This is a genomic window from Aggregatilinea sp., from assembly GCF_036822615.1.
Lineage (GTDB): Bacteria > Chloroflexota > Anaerolineae > Aggregatilineales > Aggregatilineaceae > Aggregatilinea.
The window spans coordinates 1-21486 of record NZ_DAISHJ010000038.1 but is presented as its reverse complement, the minus strand read 5'-3'; the positions used below and the strand labels follow the sequence as shown (position 1 = coordinate 21486).

Sequence of the window (21486 nt, the reverse complement as noted above, 5' to 3'; positions counted from 1 at the left end):
GCGATCACATGAGGGAGTGCCGGGTGTGGCTCCGGCTAGAGGACTTGAGCCTTGCGCATCGTTAACATGCGCTCATTGTATACGGGATAGGCGGCGGGCGGCAAGGGAAAAAGTTGTAAAAACGCCGGGCGGGAATAATATTCACGGCCTTATGAATGATAACGGGCGATGCTTGCATCGCCCCTACGAAAAGCCATGCATAGGGGATCCGCTACGGCTGGCAGGTTACCCCCTGGCGGCGACCGACGGCGACGATCGCCGGGCGGTGGTCGGAGGCGTTGATCGCCTCAGGACTGTTGTCGATGATCGTGCCGACGATGGGCATGTTGAACACCCACAGGTAGTCGTAGCGGGCGGACGTGCCATCGACCAGGGTCAGCGTCGCCGCGCCTTCGGAGCGCAGCCCCGCAAACGGGTCCTGAATGGCCGGGTTGTCTAGTTCTTCCATGCGCAGGCGCTTGTACTGCGGCGAATCGGGGCCGTAGTTGAACGTGCCGCCGAGCAGAATGCGGTCGGTCCAGTTGGGGCCGTGCTCCGCGGCGATCCACGCGAGCAGCGAGTCCATCTGCCGGTTCTGGTCCTGCTCGCTTTCGGGGATCACGCTGCCGTCGCGGCTTTCGGTGCGAAAGCCGAGCCAGACGTTGTACAGGTGAAGCTGGCCTAATTGCGCGGCGGTCGGATCGCTGACCAGCGCTTCGGGGCTGAGCGTGACGTGCATCGCGGCGGCCTGATTACCCTCGCTGGGCAGCAGCAGGCTTTCGGTGTCGTCGATGGGAATGCGGCTGAGCACGGCGAGGCCCTGCAGCGCTTCGTTCTGCGGGAAGAAGGCCGCTTCCATGTGCAGACGCTGCGACAGCCACAACACCTGATCGACGCCGAAGCTCGCCATGCGGCCCGTTTCGACTTCCTGAAGCAGCACCACGTCCGCGCCGTCCAGCTCGATCAAATCTGCGACGCGCTCCAAGTTGGGATCGAAGAACTGCGAATAGCCGCTGTGGATGTTATAGGTTGCCACGCGGAAACAGTCCGCGCTGACGGGGCGGCGCACCGGCTCCGGGGCGGAGATGGCCGCGCCGCCGACGCTGACGGCGATCACCATGACCAGCGTCAGCAGGGTGACGACCGCCGGACCGCCGCGCCACGGGATGCGCCGCCGCGCGAGGATGATCGGGATCGAGACGAGCAGCGCTGCAACGAGGGCCAGCGCAAGGCCCGTGCCACGGAACGAGCGCAAAAGCTCCGAAAGCTGGTCGTAGGGGGCGCTGAAGTCGCGCACGTAGGCGTAGTCGTAGCTGAAATAGTCGCCCACGGCCAGCGCGCCGAAGATCGCCGCGCCGAGGATCACGCTGATGCCGGTCAGGTTGAAGCGCGGCTGTCCGACCTGAATCAGCCACCACAGCGTCAGGCCGAGCAGGAACTGCGCGAAGACCAGCGCCAGCCCGGCGGGCAGACCGTCATAGCGGCGGCCCACGACCAGCAGCAGGGCCAGCATGAGCGCCCACAGCCAGCCGCGATAGGCGCCGTCGAACATGCCCGCGAAGCGCCGCGCGAGGTCGCGGACTTCCGGCACCAGCGGCAGCGCGGTCGCGGCGAGCAGCCACGGCACGATGCTGGCGTAGTCCGTGCCGGACCAGCGCGCGATGACGTTGGGCAGGGCGAGCACGGTGAATTCGAGGAACAGGGCTGCGCCGAGCGCGATGCCGCCCCACAGATTGAGGACGCCGCGTTCGGGAGCGGGGGCGTCGCCTTCGGGCTTCGGCTCGCGGGCTTCGACGGCCCACAGAATCAGCGTCAGGATGATCAGCGCGAGGGACACCAGCGGAATGAGCAGGTCCATTTGCAGATCGAAGCGGCCCGCGATGTCGAGCGTGTAGCCGCGCTGCCACGTGTGGTCGTAGGTGTCGCCCAAGACGCGGATGATCTGGTCGCCGGTGAAGCCGAGCAGCAGCACCGCCGGGAAAAATGACGGTCGGCGCACGATGGTCAGGGCGAGGTAGAGCAGGCCCGCGCCGATGACCAGCGCCGCACCGGGCACCTGAAGGTCGGCGGTTTGCAGCGCCATCGAGCGGCCCAGCGCCACGAGCAGCACGGCCAGCGAGAAGCTGGCGCGCCAGCGGCTGATCAGCAGGGCGAGCAGGGGCAGCAGGAGCAAAATGCCCAGCGTGAAAATTTCGGTGCGGACGGTGGCCGATTCCACGACCCCCGGTGCGTCGAGCAGGGCAGTGGAGCTGGTCGTACGCCCCACGAGGTCGGCGCTGCTGGCGCGAGCGTATAACGTCGCGTAGATAAAGCGGACCGCCTGGACAAGGAACAGCCCGACAATCCCGGCTTCAAGCGAACGGAGCAGATCCCGTCGGAATGGCGACATGGCTGCGGCTGCCTCTCTAGGTCGCGGCGCGGAACCGATACGGTGCACAAATACAAAATTCAGTCACGCGTATGATTGTACGCAAACTTGGGCGACTTGCCAGCGCTGAACGCGTCAGTCTGGCCGCGCGCCCCGTGAGACGAATCGCAACAGCCTTCACAAGCGACTGTCCCTGGCGGCAGATCAGGCTATAATACGCGGAATTTTAACGAAAGGACGAAAAACTTATGGCTCAAGTGGATACCCTGCTGGTCGGCGGGGTGGTGCTGACCATGAACGGCGCGCTCGATCTCTACCGCGATGGGGCGGTGGCGATCAAGGATGACCAGATCGTCGCGGTAGGCCCCGCCGGACTGGTCCAGGCCGACTACACAGCGGACGAGGTGATCGACTGCCAGGGCAAGATCATCATGCCGGGGCTGGTCAACGCGCACACGCACGTGCCCATGACGCTGCTGCGCGCCATCGCGGACGACCTGCGGCTGGACGTGTGGCTGATGGGCTACATGATGCCCACCGAGCGCGAGTTCGTGACGCCGGAATTCTGCCGCCTGGGGACGAAGCTCGCGTGCGCGGAGATGATCCGGGGCGGCACGACGCTGTTCGCGGATATGTACTACTACGAGGCGGACGTTGCGGCGGCAACCGCCGAGGCCGGACTGCGCGCGCTGTGCGGCGAGTCGATCCTGAAGTTCCCCACGCCGGACGCCGAAAGCTACGACGAGAGCCTCGCGTATACCCGTAAATTCATCGAGGACTGGAAGGGTCACCCGCTGATCGTGCCGTGCGTCGCGCCGCACGCGCCGTATACTACCACCGACGAGATTCTGCGCGCGTGCGCGGATCTGGCCGTGGAATATGATGTGCCGCTGCAGGTGCACCTGGCCGAGACGCGGCTGGAAGTGGACGAAAGCTGGGCGCAGTTCGAAAAGCGCGTGATCACCCGCGTGGCGGACCTAGGCGTGTTCAACGCGAAGACGCTGGCGGCGCACTGCGTGCACGTGGATTCGGAGGAGATCCGGCTGCTGCACAAACACGGTGCGTCTGTGGCGCACAACCCGTCGAGCAACCTGAAGCTGGCGAGCGGCATCGCGCCCGTGGTCGAGATGCTGGAGCGCGGCGTGAAGGTCGCGGTGGGCACCGACGGCCCGGCCAGCAACAACGACCTGGATATGTTCGAAGAAATGCGACTGGCGGCGCTGCTGGCGAAGGGCGCGACGTTCGACCCGACCGCGCTGCCCGCCAAACAGGCGCTGCTGATGGCGACGCGGCAGGGCGCGGAAGCGGTGTACATGGGCGACATCACCGGCAGCCTGGAACCCGGCAAGCGCGCCGACGTGATCGTGATCGACCACGCGCCGCTGCACAATATCCCGCACTTCGAGCGTGACCCCGACAGCGTGTATTCGCAGATCGTGTATGCCAGCAGCGCGTCGGACGTGGAGCACGTGATAGTCAACGGGCGCTGGCTGATGCGCGACCGGGCGCTGCTGACCGTGGACGAGGCTGCAATCCGGCGCGAGGCCGAGGCCGTCGCGCGGCAAATCGACCGCTTCCTGATCGCCCGCGAAGGCAACGTGGTGAATAAGCTGGTGGCGATCGGCGGCTTGCAGCAGGAAGAAAGCTTCGAGATTCAGGTCAAGGCGGTGGTGAAGGATGGCGACCTGATCGAGCGGCTGCTGGCGCACCCGGCGGTACAGCTCGTCAAGCACAACCATTACCGCCAGTACGACACCTATTTTCTGTTCAACGGCGAGGAAGATGGCCGCGTGCGCTACCGCGAGGACGACTTCATCGACGAGCAGGGCAACGTGACGGCCAACGTCCGCACGCGCCTGACGTACACCATCCCCGAAAAGGCGCGCGAGTTCGACGAGGCGGTGCTGCTGTCGCATTCGCGCTTCATCGCGCCTGCCGATCGTCCGCTGCGCTTCTACCGCGAGTATTTCCAGGCGCTCAAGGAGTGCGAGGTGCACAAAGACCGCATGCGCTGGCACGTGCTGTACAAGGGCGTGCTGTTCTATGTGAACCTGGACCAGATGATTTTGCCGGAAGCGCCGGAGCAATACATCGAGATCAAGTCGCGCACGTGGTCGCAGCGGGACGCGGAGTACAAAGCGGGCCTGACGAGCGAGATTCTGAACGACGTGCTGGGCATCCCCGCCGAGGCGCGGGTGCGCATGGAGTATGTGGACCTCTGCACGATGGGGGCGTAGGGGGCCACGGTAGGGTAAGGTTGCGGAACCAACAGCCCGCCTGCGCACACTCGCGTGGGCGGGCTGCTTGCTCCGTTTATTACATGTTTACGAGTTTACTATAATGTCAAGGCTACTCAGGTCAAGATCTAGTGCCCTGGCTAGCCATATTGTTGCTGCTCTAGCTCGGTGTTCTAGAAGGATATCAACGGTTCGGTTGTGTTTGACGGCATTTCGAAATTCGCTGAAATGCCGTAGTTCTGCTTCTAGCTCATTCTTCGACTTGAAAGTCCCAGAGAACTCCCGCCAGTTTTTCGTTATGATTTTTAGGTAATCAGTTGTATCGCAGAAGTCAAGTCTTGAACGTGGCTCATCAAACTGTGACTTCGTGACTCCAAGTTTCCTCGATTCGCGCTCAATTAGTTGCTCAACGCGGTCATTGACGTCTCTGGGTATGCAATTATTCCAGTATTCAAGACCAAAGTTAACAATGAGTTGATCGTGAATTAGATCTCGCAACGCGGTTTCAACTGTATCAATTAAGGGATTCCTTTGTTCTTCTGCGATGGAATCGGAAATTCCTGCTAACTCACGAACTTGTGCTAATAACAGCTCACCTCTCTGCCGAAGAAACCTTTCGTAATTATTACTCCATATTCCGGAATTCTCTCCTACCGGAATCAGGTGTGAAGCCATAACGGCTTCGAAGTGCTCTTGACCGAATTCTTGATGAATAGCTTGCATATAGTCACTTGGGGCTTTGTCATCGATCCAGTGGCTTACTTCACTTGGCAGGAAACAGAAGTTTGGTAGCAAGTGTACTTCTTGCTGCCTGTGACCTATCTTCTCCAGGAAAGCAAGGGGGAAAATGTGGTGCTTTTCGAGTGAGTTGGCATTGGCGTAATTGTCTTTGCGCAAGTCAAGTCGTGAGCCATTACGGAAATGCAGGGGATTTTGTAGACTCAGGATGCATAAGATGCCATTACGCATGGCAGAAAATGATCTCATCGATGACTGTGTTAAGGAATTGATACCAATGGTGATAGTTTCGTTATTTGAAGCGTTTTTCTCAATTAGCTCCCTTATCCAAGCGGCATCCTCACTCATCCGAGTCTGGCTAGCTCCACTGTACCTTTCAGAAAAGGCTGTTCGCCAGAACCAATACTCCAATTGACGCTTGTGTTCCGGTGATAGGACCGCGGTAGTATGCCCAGAATGAAAGTAGTGGGCTAGGACTGGGAGCATGCCATCATACGGCAAAAATCCTGCTCGTACGACTCCGAGGTTTTGCTTAACAAATTCGACAGCTAGTTTGAAACATTCTACGGTGTCATTCCAAACTGGTTGGACGTCGCTGGGCAGTAACTCCATTTGCGTCTTATGTTCAGTGTTGCCTTTAATGTTTAGTGCAAGTGTTTGAGGAATGCTGGTCTCTGTAATTTCACCGAACGATTCCTGTAGAGGTGTAATGATATCTTTCTCAGTTCTCTCTCGTAAATCGAAGTCGTCAGTTAGGACCGAGGCAGTTATCAAATCGTATCGAGTGAGCCGTTTACCTGCACGATTAATTCGCTCGAAGATCTCGATTGCATCGTCGATGTCCACATCCTTTACGACAACTGTAGAGAATGGATAATTATTGAGTAGCTGCGAGCAACGATTGAAGTTTCGCCTATACTCAATTTCTTGCAAGCCATCATATATTGTATTGTCATTTTTTAGTATGTTTTGAACAGCCACCCACCTCTTATTATCTGGCTGTCTATATCGGAACAGTTTGTTGGGGTCATCGGCAGCCAAATCAAATACAATCTTTCCGTAATTCTCCTCTTCCACTTCTAGCCCGTTTACGACCGCATATAGAGATGTGAGCCGTTGCTGACCATCAAGGATCAAGCTATAGGTTTTGTGAGACTCAATCTTGGGTTGTTGAAGATACGAGACAGTACGTAGCATATGATTGAAGTCGGTAGGGGCTTCCCATAGAAAAATAGTACCGATTGGATACTCTTTGTACATGCTATCGAGCAAGTCAATGATTTTGTTCCTCGACCACACAAACTCTCTTTGAAAACGGGGTATTCGGATGATTCCCTGAGCTATATTCCACATCAAGCGTCCTAGGCTTTGGCGCTCAACGTTGATCTTTTCTACGTTCATGTCCATTGCAGCTAACATTTTCTTACCTCCCCACAAATGGTTAATACAAAGATGCATCGTATATCACTTTTCAGATTACTACAAGAACGCTCTTTAGTAACAGATAACGGAGATATGATTCGCCAAATAAGAAAGTATCTCCTGAAAAACGTGTGAATAATCGCACAGAGTGTCCTCGTTGCTAAGAAGTTTCCCCCTATAATGAACCTTAAGGGTTTTGTGCTTTGAGGGGGGAATTCAAAAATGGGACGTCTTATTGCCGCCGCCGTGATCACCACGGCACTCCTGTTCGCCATCTATTTACCCGTTATTTCCGCACAAGGAGACTGCCCCGGCGCGCCGCCAAGCTATCTGGCCGTGGGCAATACCGCCTGGGTCATGGCGGGCCAGCAGCCCAACAACGTCCGGTCCGGGGCGGGGGCGGGCTACAGCGTCGTGACCAAAGTGTACGCGTCGCAGCCGTTCTCGATCATCGACGGGCCGTTGTGCGCGGACGGCTACCGCTGGTGGAAGATCCGCGATCAGAGCGGCGTCGAGGGCTGGACCGCCGACGGATCAGGGGGCCAGCGCTGGCTGGAAGGCAGCAGCGCCCCCGGCGGCGCAGTGCCGACACCCGCGCCCGTTCCCACGACTGCGCCCCTGCCGACGACCGCACCTGAGCCGGCTGCGGCTCCACAGGGCACGCTGCGCGTCGTCAACGAGTCGTCCACCAACATCTGCGAGGTCCTCGTGTTCGGACCCGGTTTCGCGGGGCCGACGAATATCCTGCCGTCGTCGAGCCAACCGATCTGGCCGGGCGGAACGTCGCCGGATATGACGGTGTGGGGCGGCACGTACGACGTCGAGCTGCGCGACTGCGCCTCGACATATCTCACGGACTTCAACGACGCGTATATTCCGGCAGAGCATGGGAAGGTGACGGTGATCACGTTCCGGCAGGCGATGCTGCCGAGCGCGCCGGAAGCCGTGCCGGGCTATTTCAGCGTCAATAACCAGTCCTCGACGGCGGTTTGCGGCGTGTATGCGACGCTGTCCGGCATGGCGGAGCGCTCGCAGGTGAATCTGCTGGGCGGGCAGATCCTCAACCCCGGCATGAATTCCGGCGCGCTCGAAGTCGAGGCCGGGAGATATTGGGACATCGAGGTCCGCGACTGCAACCAGACCGTGATCCGCCAGTTCGAGTCACAGTACGTCGAGGCGGACACGGCGGTGGTGCTGGTCGTGGTGGGGGAGGAACTGCTGATCGACGACGAGGATAGCGATGGCCTCTCCGACGAAGACGAGCTGTGGCTGGCGCAGACATTCAATCCCTACTACATCTTCGACGAGAACGAGTCGGTGAATCTCTACAACGACGCGCTCATGCTGTATCAGGTGTCACCCACGCCGGAGCTGCCAGCGTGCACGGTGCTGCTCACGTACATCGCGCACTTCCCGATCGACGGCGGCGACGAGATGGACGCGGGCTTCGGCGTCCATGCCGGGGACAACGAGGCAGTGCGGATCTGCGCCGTGCACGATACGGAGCGGCAGGTGTGGTGGGCGTACAGCGTCGTGATCCACCGCCACTACGACGCGCCCGCCGGATACGTGCGGGATGGGGAATACTACTTCTCCGGCATCACGCACGGCATGAGCTGGGACACGATCCATTTCCGCGACGGCGAGCACATCATCCTGTACGTGAGCAAGGACAAACACGCCGCGTATACCACCGAGCACGAGTGCGAGTCGTACCACGTCGTGCCGAAGGGCTTGCCGGACGTGTGGGACTTCGAAGATTGCAGCGGCTGGGACTTTGGCTACTTCTCCATTCGCCCCGAACTGAACGTCGGCGAGCGCGACGATCCTAACTTCAACTGGGGTTCCGAATCGGACAACAGCTTCCTGCAAACGCGCTGGCTGGATCAGTGCTTCTGGTGCGCGCAGAAGTTCTGTGCGGACGTGGCGAGCAACAGTTGCGCCGGAGAAACCGGTGGCAAGTGGTGGCCGACCTACGACTATGACACGGGCACGTTGAACGTCGCGCAGAACAACCAGATCAACTACCAGTCCCAGTGCGGGAGCCAGTACCAGGACGTGCTGCCGAAGTTCTGCCCGGGCTGAGTTCCGGCAATCGGGGTGTAACGTAGAGTCAACAAACCATCGGGGTGGTGAGGACTGCCCCGATGGTTTTTGTGAGTGCGGAGAGGGTGCGGTGTTAGCCTTGTTCCAGCCGGAAGCCGTGGCCGCGTACGGTGACGATGTACTGGTGCTCGGGGTCCACTTCGGCCAGCCGGTCGCGCAGGCGGCGCACCAGCGCGTCGATGGCCTGCTCGCTGACGCCTTCGCCGACTGCGTCCGGCCAGACGGCTTCGATCACTTCGTCGCGCGTGCGAACCGCGCCTGCGCCGTCGTAGAGCAGCTCCAGCAGACGGTACTGGGGCAGGCTCAGCGGCGGATCGACTTCCACACGGTCGATGAACACGCGCCGCGAGTCGCGGTTGAGCTGCAAGCGTCCCAGGACGCCGGGCAGCTCGTCCACCATCAACGGGGCGGTTGCCTCCGAGCCGACGAATGTAATTTTGACGGCCAGCGCGATCTGGATCTCGTCGCCGTCGCGCAGGGGGACGGTGGTCGCCTTGACCTGTTTGCCGTTTACCCACGTGCCATTTTTGCTGTCGAGGTCTTCAAGGTAATAACTATTGTCGGTGCCGCGATAGATGCGGATGTGCTCGCGCGAGACCTGCCGCTCGGGCAGCACGAGGTCACATTCACCGCCGCGCCCGATGACGATTTCATCCTCGCGGATGGTCCAGCGCGTTCCTGCTTTCTCACCTTCGTGGATGATGAGGACAGGTTTGTCTGCTCCATTTGGCATGGCACACTTCCTTGACATTTTGCATGCGCCGGGCTATGGTGAGCGCACGCCGTCGATAAGCGCTGCTGCCCCGTTACACAGTCTGAAATGGAGTATAGCGGAAGTCATGGCTCGCCTCAAGCCCGGCGATCTGCTCCGGGAGCGGTACAGAATCGTCGAGACGATCGGCCAGGGCGGAATGGGCACCCTGTACCGGGCGGCTGACATCCGCCTGGAAGGGCGTTATACCGCGATCAAAGAGATCCAGCCTGACCCGAACAGCACCTCCGAAGACCGCGAACAGGATCGCCGCCAGTTCCAGCGCGAGGCCAATATCCTGGCCCGGCTTGACCACCCAACCTTGCCAAAAGTCTCGGATTTTTTCTTTGAGGACGACCGCGACTTTCTGGTGATGGATTTTGTGCCAGGTTCGGATTTAAGGCAAGTTATCGAGCAGGCGGTGGCGCGGGGCGCATTCCTGCCCGAAAGCGACGTGCTCGACTGGGCACGGCAGATCCTCGGCGCGCTGCACTACCTCCACACGCAGGAACCGCCCGTGCTGCACCGCGACATCAAGCCCGCCAACATCAAGCTGACGCCCAGCGGGGCGATCAAGCTGGTCGATTTCGGGCTGGTCCAGGTGACGCAGCCGGACGAAGGCCGCACGGTGACCGTGGTGCAGGGGCGCGGCACGGCGCATTACACGCCGCTGGAACAGTACGGCGAGGATGTGGGGCACACCGACGCGCGCAGCGACCTGTATGCGCTGGGGGCGACGCTGTATCACCTGCTGACTAACGAGGCACCCGCCGACACCAAACGGCGCTTTTTGCAGCCGGGATCGCTGCGCGATCCGCGTGTGCTCAACGCCGCGATCTCGGATCGCACGGCGCGCGCGGTGCTGTGGGCGATGGCGATGCACCCCGACGATCGCCCGCCGGACGCCGCGTCGCTGATCCAGGCGCTGTTTGGGGACGGGGCAGTGCCCGCGCCGCGCACGGTGGCCCGCATCGACGATACGGAGCCGCTGACGCGCGACGGACTGGGCGCGCCGCCGTTCGTGCAGGGCAACATCGTGCTGGCGATTCTGGCGGCGGTGCTGCTGCTGGTGGCACTGCTGGTGACGGTGGTGTAAAAGTTGTTAGTTGACAACCAACTGTCACTCCCCCGTGTTACAGTACCAGTTGGCCAAGTGAGTTCAGTCACATGAGTAGCCAAGCCATAGCAAGTAGTGAAGAGGGTTGGAATTGGGCAAATGGACTTTGCGAAAAAGGTCACTTCCAAACTATACCCATTCGACAAGAAGAAATTCCTGAAGTTCTGCGGGACGCCCACGATAATTATTATTTCCTAATTAGTATGCTGACTCAGACCTATCCAAGCATGTATTAGAATATATGTAATATGTGAGAGATAATTTACCTGTACTTATAAACGAAATATCTCTCATATTTCCACAGCAAAATAAAGTAATCTTGGAGGAGTATTTGCATTCACCTGATGAAATGACGTGGTGGAGATATTGATTTGGCTAAACCGCTGTGAGGCGATTAAGCAAATGAACAGTTCGAAACTAGCACAACATCTACAATTTCAGCTTTATAGTAATTGGACTGTATTAGTAGCAATTGGATGGTCCGCTTTATCTATTGTTTGGGCCTGTTTAATCTTGCCGGGCAATGATGCCTATCCTCCAGAACTTAGCCTCGGCTTGGGCGAAACCTTCGATTATATGGACGTGATTTCGCGTCACCAGATGAAATATCTGAACCTTAGTGGCCCAGTTGTTAGCTCTTTCATATTTTTCATTTTCATTATAAGTACAATTGGATTATTTTTTAGTTCTAAACAAAAAAGGCTGATCATTTTATTTTCACTACCGGGAAATGCCCTATTATTTATTGTTTTTCTAGTTAGTATGGTACCTTGGCATGATTATACTGTTCTAAAACAGCTTGATGCACTTGATTTTGAAAATCATAGCTACAAATTAACATTGGCCTATGGAAAAACAAGTGGGCTAGATGTATCTTACGAACATTTATTAGTGTTTGAGTGTAGTAGCGATGAAAAATGCTATATGGTAGAACTAGTTCCAATAGTTGATCTTGAGTATCCTTACCAATTTGTACATCCTGAGAAAGCACAGTTAGTTGCAGATTCTGAATTAAAGCAAGTTCAAGTTTATGTGGAAGGAAATTTATCTTTTACTGTTGGCACTTCCAAGTAGAGCATCGATCAATCTAATTCATATTCAAAAGGGCAGCACATATGGTGGGCCCTTTAAGAGCACATTGTTTCACTAGAAAAAAACTCGCTCTAGTTCCCTTTTGTCGATGCTATCTCTCAATTTTTACTAGACACGATCCCGCTTCTGTCAACTAGCTCCCCATTCTTCCCTCAAATTCGTGCCCATTCACTCCATAAACCAGTTCCGCGGATGGTCTTATTGACCTGCCCCCAGAGTCGATGCCACTCGTAAAATGAGACTCCGGCTGGCTGTGGCGAGTGGTGGTGGCGCTGCTGGTGACGGTGGTGTGAGCGGGGAGTGAAGAAGAAAGAGCGGGCAGGTTAGAAACCCGCCCGGTAGGGGGCAATTCATGAATTGCCCCCTACAAAACCTTTGCGGAACAAGATGATGACTTTTTCAATAATTCTTGAGTGGCGGACTGCTAGCGGCTGCCAGTTGGCGGAAGTGCAGGGCCGCTAGTGCCCCGCGCGGCGCACGGTCCACCACGTGACCAGGAGGCCGATCAGCCCCGCGCTGAGCGTGCTGAGCATCGGCGCAAGCTCGTTCACGGCGTCGTGCAGCGCCGACGCGCCGGGACCGCTGAGCGCGTAATAGATGTAACCGGCCAGCCCCGCGATCACGCTGCCGAGCACGACACGCATCCCCCCGTTCACGCTGAGCGACGCCGACAGCCCGGCGATGAAGCCCAGCGCCCCCATCAGCGCCAACCCAAACAGCGACACGAGCAGGTCGAACCCGTCGAGATAATCGTCCGCTTCGGCATCCTCAACGGCGACCTCGGCGGGCGGTGCGGCGGGCGTCACTTCTGCGGCGGCGGCGCTGCTCACGGGGCCGGGCGGTGTGGAGGGGATATCGGAGCCGAGCGGCTCGTTTTGCGCGGTGGGATCGCCCACGATCACGATTTGAAGCTCGGACGAGCGGGCAGCGTCGCCGCTGGCGGCGGTCACCTGGACGCGGCCCGCGCGGTTGGGTGTGAAGCTGGTGGTGGCGATGCCGTCCAGGGTCGTGCCGCGCTGGCGAATTTGCAGGTTGTCGAGTGTGAAGGTGAGCGTGAAATCGACGGCGGTTCCGTCTGGCACGCGGTGGCTGTTGCGGTCGAGCACGAGGCCGGTGCGGAACGTCAGCTTGTCGCCCAGGTTGGCCGTGACGACGTCGCGTGCGGTCGAAACGGGGTGGTTGTCGATGGATTCGAGCACGAGCTGGATCGTCTGGTTCGGGTCGGGTGAGGTGGCGTAAAACAGGTCGTAGCCGACGGCGGGCAGGCTGACGGGCAGCGCCCCGTTGAAGGTGCTCTCCTGGAACAGCGCGCGGGCGGCGGCGTCGATGTAGGGCGTGGCGCTGCTGAACAGCGCGACGTAGATCGCCAGCTTGCTGATCTCGGTCGAAGACAGGGCGACCGGCGCGCTGAGCGCGATCACGGCGAGATCGGCATGGGCCGCCGAGGGTTCGTCGCGCAGGAAGCGCACGATGAGCGCGCCGTCATCGGCCTGGGGCGAGGTGTCGACCATCACGAACACGACCCAATCCGCGCCGCGCAGCGCCTCCCCAATGCGCTGGTTGGTGCGCAGGGTGCTGCTGTCGGGCGGGGAGTCGCCGCGATTGCCGTCGAGATAGGTCTGGAGCTGGGTGGACGAAAAACTCACGATCCGGTCGGAGTCGATCTGTGCGTCGGCGCGCGGGCCGTACATGCGCTCGATGGACGCCTCCAACGCGTTGATGGCGACTACTGGATAGGTGGCGCAGTACGAGCACTGCTGCGCCATACGCACGTCGGTGAAGATCACGATGTCGTCGTCGCGCGAGGGCGGGGTGGGCAGCGCTTCGCGGCGCGGCGACAGCAGCGTGGTGCTGGCCTGCGCGATGGCGTAAATCGGGGCGCTGGACGTGCCGACGGTATCGATAGCGGCGGGCATCCCGATCACGTTTTCAAGCGACAGCTCGCCGTCATAGAGTGCCAGCTTCAGCCGCAGAATGCGCGTCAGGGATTGGTCCACCCGCACGCGGAAGACCGGATCGTTTTCGTAGCGCTCCGCGAAAAACTGGATCACGTCGATCACGTTCGTCAGCGGATCGTCGCCGGGCGTGGTGGCGAAATCGTCCAGGTACAGGATGTCGTTGCCCGCCAGGAACGCCTCGCGCGCGACCTGCCGGTGGGGGAACGGGTCGATGTCGTAATAGTCGCGGATCGCGGCAGAGCCGAGGTCGTCGCTGAGCAACAGGCCGCGCTGACGCCAGTCGCCAAATGCATCCAGCTTGAGCAGCCCATCGGCGGCCTGTCCGTCGAGACACAGCGGGCCGGTGGAGGTGCGCACCGTCTCGCCCTGGTAGCGGATGTTGGCGCACTGCAATCCGTCGGCGCGGGCGGGTGTGTTGCCCGCCTGTCCGGTCACGGCGGCGTAGGGGATCAGATCGAACGCGGACAGCTCGGCGGCGGTGCGCGGCAGGACCGGGATCTCCTCGTCGGGTGCGGAATCGGCCAGCCCCAGGCCGGGGAAGTTCTGCGCGATGACGGCGATCCGGCTGGTACTGCCTTCGTGCACGCCCTGGATGTACGCCTGGGCCAGCGCGCCGACCCAATGCGGCTCGCCCCCGAACGACCCGACGCCGAGATCGAGCGTCTGCGCGGCCTGGGCTTCCTGCTGCACATCGAGCGCGGGGCCGAGCAGCATGTTGATGCCCATCGCGCTCAATTCACTGCCCGCGATCTGGCCGACCTGCTGCGCGAGGGCGGGATCCCAGGTCGCGCCGAGGGCCATCTGGCTGGGCAGCGGCGTCGTGCCGAGCGCGATCTGCGTGCCGTCGGGATCGCCGGAATGCGACGTGGCGATGAACAGCGGCACGAACGAGCGCGGCGTCTCGCGGTCGCTGGTCGCCAGGGCGGCGTCGTAGGCGTGCTGCTGGATGCCGGTCGTGAGCGACAGCACGCGCTGGGGCGTGTTCACCTGGCCGTTGATGTTGTCGTTTTCGGCCAGCAGGACCACGCCGCCGATGTTGTAATCATCGATCAGCCGGACCAGCGGCGCGTCGGAGGCGAGGTAGCTGCCTTTGAACGTGACCAGCATCAACTGGCCGACCCGCTCCTGCGAGGTCAACGTGCTGAGCATCTGCTCGACGCGCTCCGCCACCGCGTCGTCCGCCGGGGGACGCGCGTTCACCAACCGGGCGGGAGCGACCGCGCCCAGCAGGAGAGTGGCGAGCAGCAAGGACGTCAAAAACGTTCGCATGGGTGATTGTGCTTGTTACGGACGGTACGACGGTCGGATATGAGTGCCGAGTATACCCGCCCTACCGCGCGCCAGCGATTACAATCAGCGATGGGTGAGCCGGATGGTGAGATCGACCGGGCTTTGCGTCGTGTCGCTGACTTCGATGCCGTCGGCGCTGACGGGCAGGTAGCCTTCGGCACGCACCAGGACGCTGTACAACTGCGGCTCGTCGGCAGTGCCGCGCGGCAGCAGGACCGGGATCTGGAAGCGGCCCACGCTGTCGGCGTTGGACGTGCCGAGCACCTGCGACTGGTCCCAGGTGAAGTCCTCGACGCTGTACTCGGAGCGCAGGACGATGAACATCGCCCCGGCGATGCCCTGGCCGGTTTCCGCGTCGAGGATGTGCCCGCTCATCTGCACGCCTTCCGCGCTGGCGAACGTGTCCACCGGGAGCTGGCCGAGGCCGACTTTGGCCGTCACGGTGAGAAGTTGCACGTTGGCGATCCAGATTTCCAGGCCATACGTTGCGTCGGGCAGGGTGGTCAGGCTGTCCAGGCTGACGAAATAGTCCTGGCCTTCTGAGGCGGCGTCCCACGGCTCGGTGACCTCGTAAATCACCTCGCTGTCCACCGTCCAGCGGCGGGTCCAGGACGTGCCGGGGGCCATCAGGTGCCAGTCGAAGTAGGCGTACAGGTCGCTGATGCCGGACTGGAACTCGGTGCGGGCCACGGGAACCGTACCGGCGGCGGGCTGCTCCGTCATGAAGCGGAAATCATCGAAGATGGTCGTCTCCGTGCCGGTCGCGCCGCCCGCGATCACGAAGTCCGCCGTGGCGCTCAGGGTGTTGTTGATGTACAGCTCCAGGCGATACTGGCCGGGGATGAAGTCAGCGGCGGCGGTGATGATGCGCGTGCCCTGCACATCGCCGTCCCAGCTTTCGTCGCCGCGCGCGATCTCCTGACGCCCGTAGAACCAGCGATAGGTCCAAGCCGTGCCGGGCTGCATGCTGCGGTAGTTAAACCGCGCCTGCACGGCGCTGCCTTCGGGCAGGACGTAGTTCGTGCCCACCAGGGCGCTGTCCGTGTCGAGCAGGCCGAACACGAGGTCGGAGAAGGCGGGGACTTCTTGCGCGCCGCCGCCGACGGTGATGCTCTGGCTGGCAACCTCGCGGCCTTCGATGAACAGGCGGAAGAAGTAAACGCCGTTGGGCCAGGGTGTGCTCGAACTGCCGATGTACCACAGGCCGGAGCTGCCGCCGCTCCACGTTGTCGCGGGCAGGCTGTAGATGTCGCTGGTGTTTTCGTCGATGGTGACACGCAGCTCATAGACCATGCCGTTGGTCATGTTGTCGTAGTCGAAGAACAGGTAGAGACTGGTCGTGCCGGACGGTACGGTGCTGACCACGTTGGCGGGCTGGTCGGCCTCGTTGACGCGCGTGGAGAAAAACAGGCGGCTGAACGTGCCCTGGCCCGCCGCGCCGGAGGTGGCGCTCGCGGCGGTGCTTTCGCCCTGGCGAATGCCCAGCTCCGCCGCGCGGATCATGCCACGCGCCAGCGTCGCCGGACGCAGCGCGGTGATGAAGCTGCCGACCGGCACGCAGCCGTCGGTGCGGTCGATGCGCCCGTCCTGATTCGTGTCCTGAATGCTGCGGCACTCGGCAGCGGGCGCGCTCGGTTGGAGCGGGGCGATGGTCGGGATGCCGATCAGCAGGCCGTTGCGGTCGTACGCGCCGCCGCCGCTCATCGTGCCCTGCACGGAGACGCTGCTGCGAATCCAGGCGTGATCGCCCAGGCGGGCCTCGGCGGTGAAGCCGTTGACCGTGCCGCGTGCGACTGTCACCGGGTCGTCGCCCAGGGTCGGGTAACCGATGATGGTGATGGTGTCGTCCAGGCCGATCGTGGATGAATCGCCCAGCGAGACGAACGGAAGCTCAAGCGTGCCGGGATCGATCATGCGCCCGTCGAGGTAGCCGCTGATGCGTAGGACGGCGAGGTCCGAACCCCGGTTGGCGTCCACGATTTCGGCGGTGTAGGTGGGCACCGGCGCTTCGTCCAGCCGCACGGTGACCGCGATCACCAGCCGGTCGGAGCGGCAGGTGTCGCTCGGCAGGGCGGTGTGGGCGTTGGTCAGGATCAGCCCGTCGGCGCTGACCAGCGTGCCGGAGCCAACGCACGAAATGATCGGCGCGCCGCTGCTCTGGTAGGTCTGCATCACGAATACGGCAGCGCGCTTGAGCGTCTCTTCGTTCAGCTCCACCGGCGGCGGGTCGGACTGGGCGCGGGTGAGATGCAGCGGCAGGCTCAACGCGGCCAGCAGCGCGGCGAGGATCACCGTAGAGAGCACAAGGGTCAGGCGTGTTTTTTGCAGCATGGGCATCAAGTTACGTTACAGGATAGGGCGTCTGGCCGCTCCGGCGGTTGCGGGGAAACCTCACCCCTGGCCCCCTAGCCAACCAGATTGGAGGGGAATAAAACAACAGGGCAGGGTGGAGTTTCGCGCCAACGCAGGTGCAATCGGGCAGAAAGTCGCCTCGGCTAGAAAATTTCGAGCGTTTGTAGAAGATTCTCGAACCGGTACAGGTTGTCGTCAAACGCGCTGCGCTCTTCGCGGTAGGTGACGATGACGGCCTGCACGCCGCGCAAAATGACCACGTCCACGCCTTCGACGGCGATGGTCGGGCTTTCGAGAAACGGGTTCGGCTCGGACTGGGCATAGGTGTACGTCATGCGGATGGCCGCCGAGCCGTCGCGCAGGATCTGCTCGGTCTGGGTCATGCGCCGGTAGGACGAAAACTGCTGCGCGCGCTCGATATTGATCTGGTCCACCACGTTGCGCGGCGTTGCATCCGACCCGACCGGGATGATCGAGACCTGGAGCAGCGTCTTGAACGGCGTCGCCGCGGCGTCCTCGGCGCTGAACACGAGGCTGCCGCTGCCGCTTTCGACCAGCCAGCCGCGCGGAATCTGGGCGCGAATGCCGGATTCGAGATCTTCGAACGTCGTGGTGGCGTTGAGCGCGTTGTTGCGCAGGGTGATGCCGACGAACAGCGCCACCACCGCCGAAAACAGCGCGAGGTAGGTGTTCCAGCGCTGGCGGAAGTTGAGCGCGGGCACGTCTTCGTGCACGACGATGCGCGTCATATCAACTGCCTCCTGCCGGTGAGCGCTTCCATGCGAGTGTCGGCGCTTTCGATCAGGAAGGCCATGATCAGCAGGGCCGCGCCGACGACGCCCAGCGCGAGCATCAGGCCGCGCAGCGGCGAGATGCCCAGCCCGCCGACAATCGCCAGGGCGTGAAAGGCGTAGTAGAAGCCGCTGAGGATGGCCGTCAGGAACAGGCCCGCCGGAATCCAGAAGACGGGAGGCCGCGCGACACGCAGCTCGGCCAGAAAGTAGCCGAGGATAATGCCCAACGCCATGTGCTGAAAGGTGTTGCTGATGACGCGCAGGGCGGTCGCGTAGAGCGTCGCGTCGGTATAGAGCGCGAAGTGCAGATTAAGGACGGTCGCAAAGCCCATTGAGACGGCCAGCCCGTAGGCGACCCCGTCCAGGCGCTGCTGGAACCGCTGCGGCCAGATCGTGTAGCGCATCACGGCGTACTTCAAAAACTCGGCGGTGAAGCCGATGGTGAAGGCGTAGCCCAGCACGCGCCCGAAGAATCCCGCATCGAGCAGCCAGCGATCGGGCAGGAACAGCCGCTCCTCCAGCGGGATGGCGACACCGTTGGCGACCAGCGCGCCCATAATCAGCAGGCGCAGCATGCCGGTGCGCGGCTCGATGGCGGTGTGCTCGGCGCGGTATGAGATGACGAGCCAGGCAACGAAGGGCAGCAGCGCCATGCCCGTTTTGGGCAGCGGCGCGACGTAATCCGCAGGCAGCACACCCACGAAATCCGTTAGCACGACTATCGCCACCACGACCACCGCCAGCACGCCGACTTCCAGCCAAGTTGTAGACCAGACGCGCCGGTAGGGGTAAACCTCGATGACTTCTTCTTCCGGCGCGAGCAGAATCGGCTCGAACGACAAACGCGCACACTCCTCTTAACGTTTGCAGATTGGTGACAGGGTTGTTGATGATGCCCGGTCGCGGTGGTAGACTTTTCTCCGCCGCGCGGGTCGATTCTACCGCGCTCGCGCCATTGTGCCATGCGGTTGACGCCATGCGCCGTTGCAGGAGCGGCGCGCTGCACCCGTCTCATCACGGCATCATCATAACAGGGCAGGTTTATGGACGCTGATAGAGTGCGCAGACGCGGACCCTTGCGGTTCGGCGTATTGGGAGTTTTGATGTTGGTCTGCTGCCTCGGTGTGGCCGTGGCAGCGGTCTTTTTGCTGCGCGACGACCGGGAAGAGGCCACCGTGAGCGGGCCGAGCGCGATCTACGGCCTGACGCTGAACCCGTCCGGCTTCGACCCGCACATTCACTCGTCGTCGGAGCTGGGCATCCCGTTCTTTTCGGTCTACGACACACTGGTTTACCGCCACCCGCAGACGATGGACTTCGTGCCGGGGCTGGCGGCGGCACTGCCGACCATGTCCGAGGACGGCCTGTCGTGGACGTTCACGCTGAAGCAGGGCGTTACGTTCCACGATGGCACGCCGTTCAACGCGCAGGCGGTGGCGGCCAACCTCGATCGCATCACCAACGACGAGATCGGCTCGCGCAAGGCGCGCTACCTGCTGGGGCCGTACACCGGGTACGAGATCCTCGACGATTACACGATCCAGATCAACCTGTCGGAGCCATACGCGCCGCTGATGGACGCTTTCAGTCAGGTCTATCTGGGCATTGCCAGCCCGACCGCGCTGCAGGAATACACCAAAAACACGTACCAGTGGCATCAGGTCGGCACGGGGCCGTATAAGCTGACCGAGTTCGTGCCGGGCGATCATCTGGTGCTGGAGCGCAACGAGGATTACGCCTGGGGCCCGGTGTTTTACGCGCCGCCGGATGGCGGATCGCTGGCGCGCATCGAGTTCCGGTTCTACGAAGATCCGCCGACGCGCAGCCTCGCGCTGGAAAGCGGCGCGGTGCAGGTCGTGGGCGATTTGCTGCCCACGGACGTGGACGATCTGGCGGGGAACAATCAGGTGCGCGTGTACCGGGTGCACGTGCCGGGCACGCCGCAGCAGTTTTTCCTCAATACGACGCGCGCGCCGCTGGATGACCTGAACGTGCGGCAGGCACTGCTCTACGCCACCAACCGCACGGCGATCATCGACACCGTGTTTCACGGCGAGTCGCCCGTGGCGTACGGCCCGCTGACGTCGGTCAATCCGTTTTACAGCGCGGAAGTGGTCGAAGGGCTGTACCCGTACGACACCGAGTATGCGCGGTCGCTGCTGTCGGGCGCGGGATACACCGATTCGGATGGGGATGGCGTGCTCGACCGCGACGGCGAGCCGCTCTCACTGCAAATGGTGTTCGCGCCGTGGAACGAGATGGACAGCGTCGCGCAGTTGATCCAGAACCAGTGGGCGGACCTGGGCATCGAGTTGGAATTGGTGCAGGTCGCCAACTTTGTGGAGCTGAGCGACTACGCCAGCCGGGGCGAGTATGACGTGATCGCGCTGTACGATTTCGGCGTGGATGCGAGCATCCTGAACCAGTATTACCTGACCGACGGGCCGAGCAACTGGTCGCACTTCAGCGATCCCGAGGTGGACGGCTGGCTGGCGGAAGCGACGCGGCAGGTGTCGCCGGACGTGCGGGCCGGGCTGTACCAGTCCATGCAGCAGCGCGTGATGGAGCAGGCGGTCGTGCTGCCGGTCCGCGAGTACGTCGATCTGGTGGGCGCTTCGACCCAGCTCGACGGCGTGATCTTCAGCGCGCAGGGCTGGTGGCCGCTGCTATATAACTTCAGGGATAGTTCTTAGTCGTCAGTCGGTAGTTGTTAGTATAGGCAAGTGCAAAAGCGAAAAGGCGGGGTGGAGCGGTTATCGGAGTGACCTCACCCCGGCCCCTCTCCAATCAAGTTGGAGAGGGGAGAAAAGAATAGTACCCGTCGGGGCGGGGGAAGCCCGGTAGCTGCGTGAAACGCCGGGTAGGGCAAGCCGTACCGCCCCGAAGAGAACGATGCTCGCTTTGGGACGGATCGGGATTGGCGAACAGGACAAACGGGCGGAGCAAGCCCCGCCGCTACGCAAAAGCCATGTCCGCCCTGGGACGGATTACGACCTGAAAAATTCGCCCGTGTACGCTCAACTGGCACGGGCTTTGTTTCTGTTTGTGCCGAACACTGACGGCTGAGGGCTGACAGCGATTTATTCATGATTGCTTATGTTGTGCAGCGGATTGGGGCTGCGCTGATCGTCGCCTGGCTGGCGGTGAGCCTGGCGTTCGTGGCGCTGCGCCTCGCGCCCGGTGACGCGCTCGAAGCGACGATGGCGCGCAGCGGCATCGATCCGTCCGCGATTCAGGCGGAGCGGGCGCGGTTGGGCCTGGACGATCCGCTGTGGCAGCAGT

At 61.3% G+C, this 21486-nt stretch carries 12 protein-coding genes and 1 pseudogene; 6 read left to right on the top strand and 7 right to left on the bottom strand.

Annotation, left to right across the window (positions count from 1 at the left end; translation table 11 throughout):
• Positions 1–211: 211 nt before the first annotated feature.
• The gene (locus V7116_RS12765) at positions 212–2368 is read right to left on the bottom strand and encodes an endonuclease/exonuclease/phosphatase family protein (RefSeq protein ID WP_324392317.1); all 2157 of its coding nucleotides are present in this window, start codon (positions 2366–2368) and stop codon (positions 212–214) included.
• Between the two features lie 227 nt (positions 2369–2595).
• Between V7116_RS12765 and V7116_RS12760 the strand changes: the two genes are divergently transcribed.
• A complete protein-coding gene (locus V7116_RS12760; RefSeq protein ID WP_324392316.1) occupies positions 2596–4584 on the top strand; it encodes an amidohydrolase family protein in 1989 nt (662 codons plus the stop codon).
• Positions 4585–4671: 87 nt separating this feature from the next.
• On the opposite strand, the gene V7116_RS12755 is transcribed toward V7116_RS12760, so the two are convergent.
• On the bottom strand, positions 4672–6741 hold the full coding sequence (locus tag V7116_RS12755) for a GmrSD restriction endonuclease domain-containing protein (protein ID WP_324392315.1): 2070 nt from the start codon (positions 6739–6741) through the stop codon (positions 4672–4674).
• Between the two features lie 225 nt (positions 6742–6966).
• Here V7116_RS12755 and V7116_RS12750 point away from each other — a divergent pair, with 225 nt between their 5' ends.
• Positions 6967–8829, top strand: coding sequence for an SH3 domain-containing protein (locus V7116_RS12750; RefSeq protein ID WP_324392314.1), 1863 nt, complete (start codon positions 6967–6969; stop codon positions 8827–8829).
• Positions 8830–8923: 94 nt separating this feature from the next.
• On the opposite strand, the gene V7116_RS12745 is transcribed toward V7116_RS12750, so the two are convergent.
• On the bottom strand, positions 8924–9583 hold the full coding sequence (locus V7116_RS12745) for an FHA domain-containing protein (protein WP_324392313.1): 660 nt from the start codon (positions 9581–9583) through the stop codon (positions 8924–8926).
• 106 nt (positions 9584–9689) lie between these two features.
• Between V7116_RS12745 and V7116_RS12740 the strand changes: the two genes are divergently transcribed.
• Entirely contained in the window at positions 9690–10697 is a 1008-nt protein-coding gene (locus tag V7116_RS12740; protein ID WP_324392312.1) for a serine/threonine-protein kinase, read from the top strand.
• 423 nt (positions 10698–11120) lie between these two features.
• Positions 11121–11792, top strand: a complete 672-nt coding sequence (locus tag V7116_RS12735; RefSeq protein WP_324392311.1) for a hypothetical protein — start codon at positions 11121–11123, stop codon at positions 11790–11792.
• Between the two features lie 476 nt (positions 11793–12268).
• Here the strand turns inward: V7116_RS12735 and V7116_RS12730 are convergent, their stop codons facing one another.
• The 4 genes from V7116_RS12730 to V7116_RS12715 all read right to left on the bottom strand — a co-directional run bounded on the left by V7116_RS12730 (position 12269) and on the right by V7116_RS12715 (position 19046).
• Positions 12269–15037, bottom strand: coding sequence for a glycoside hydrolase family 3 N-terminal domain-containing protein (locus V7116_RS12730; protein WP_324392310.1), 2769 nt, complete (start codon positions 15035–15037; stop codon positions 12269–12271).
• A gap of 84 nt (positions 15038–15121) precedes the next feature.
• Positions 15122–17389, bottom strand: coding sequence for a trypsin-like peptidase domain-containing protein (locus V7116_RS12725; RefSeq protein ID WP_324392309.1), 2268 nt, complete (start codon positions 17387–17389; stop codon positions 15122–15124).
• A gap of 164 nt (positions 17390–17553) precedes the next feature.
• Positions 17554–18159 (bottom strand): hypothetical protein, encoded by a 606-nt coding sequence (locus tag V7116_RS12720; RefSeq protein WP_324392308.1) that lies wholly within the window; start codon positions 18157–18159, stop codon positions 17554–17556.
• Positions 18156–19046, bottom strand: coding sequence for a PrsW family glutamic-type intramembrane protease (locus V7116_RS12715; protein ID WP_324392307.1), 891 nt, complete (start codon positions 19044–19046; stop codon positions 18156–18158). The genes V7116_RS12720 and V7116_RS12715 overlap by 4 nt, the downstream gene beginning before the upstream one ends.
• Positions 19047–19307: 261 nt before the next feature.
• Here V7116_RS12715 and V7116_RS12710 point away from each other — a divergent pair, with 261 nt between their 5' ends.
• Positions 19308–20897 carry an ABC transporter substrate-binding protein gene (locus V7116_RS12710; RefSeq protein ID WP_324392306.1) on the top strand — a complete coding sequence of 530 codons (1590 nt, stop codon included), beginning with the start codon at positions 19308–19310 and terminating at the stop codon, positions 20895–20897.
• 393 nt (positions 20898–21290) lie between these two features.
• Positions 21291–21486 (top strand): annotated as a pseudogene (locus tag V7116_RS12705) (glutathione ABC transporter permease GsiC); the annotation flags it as partial.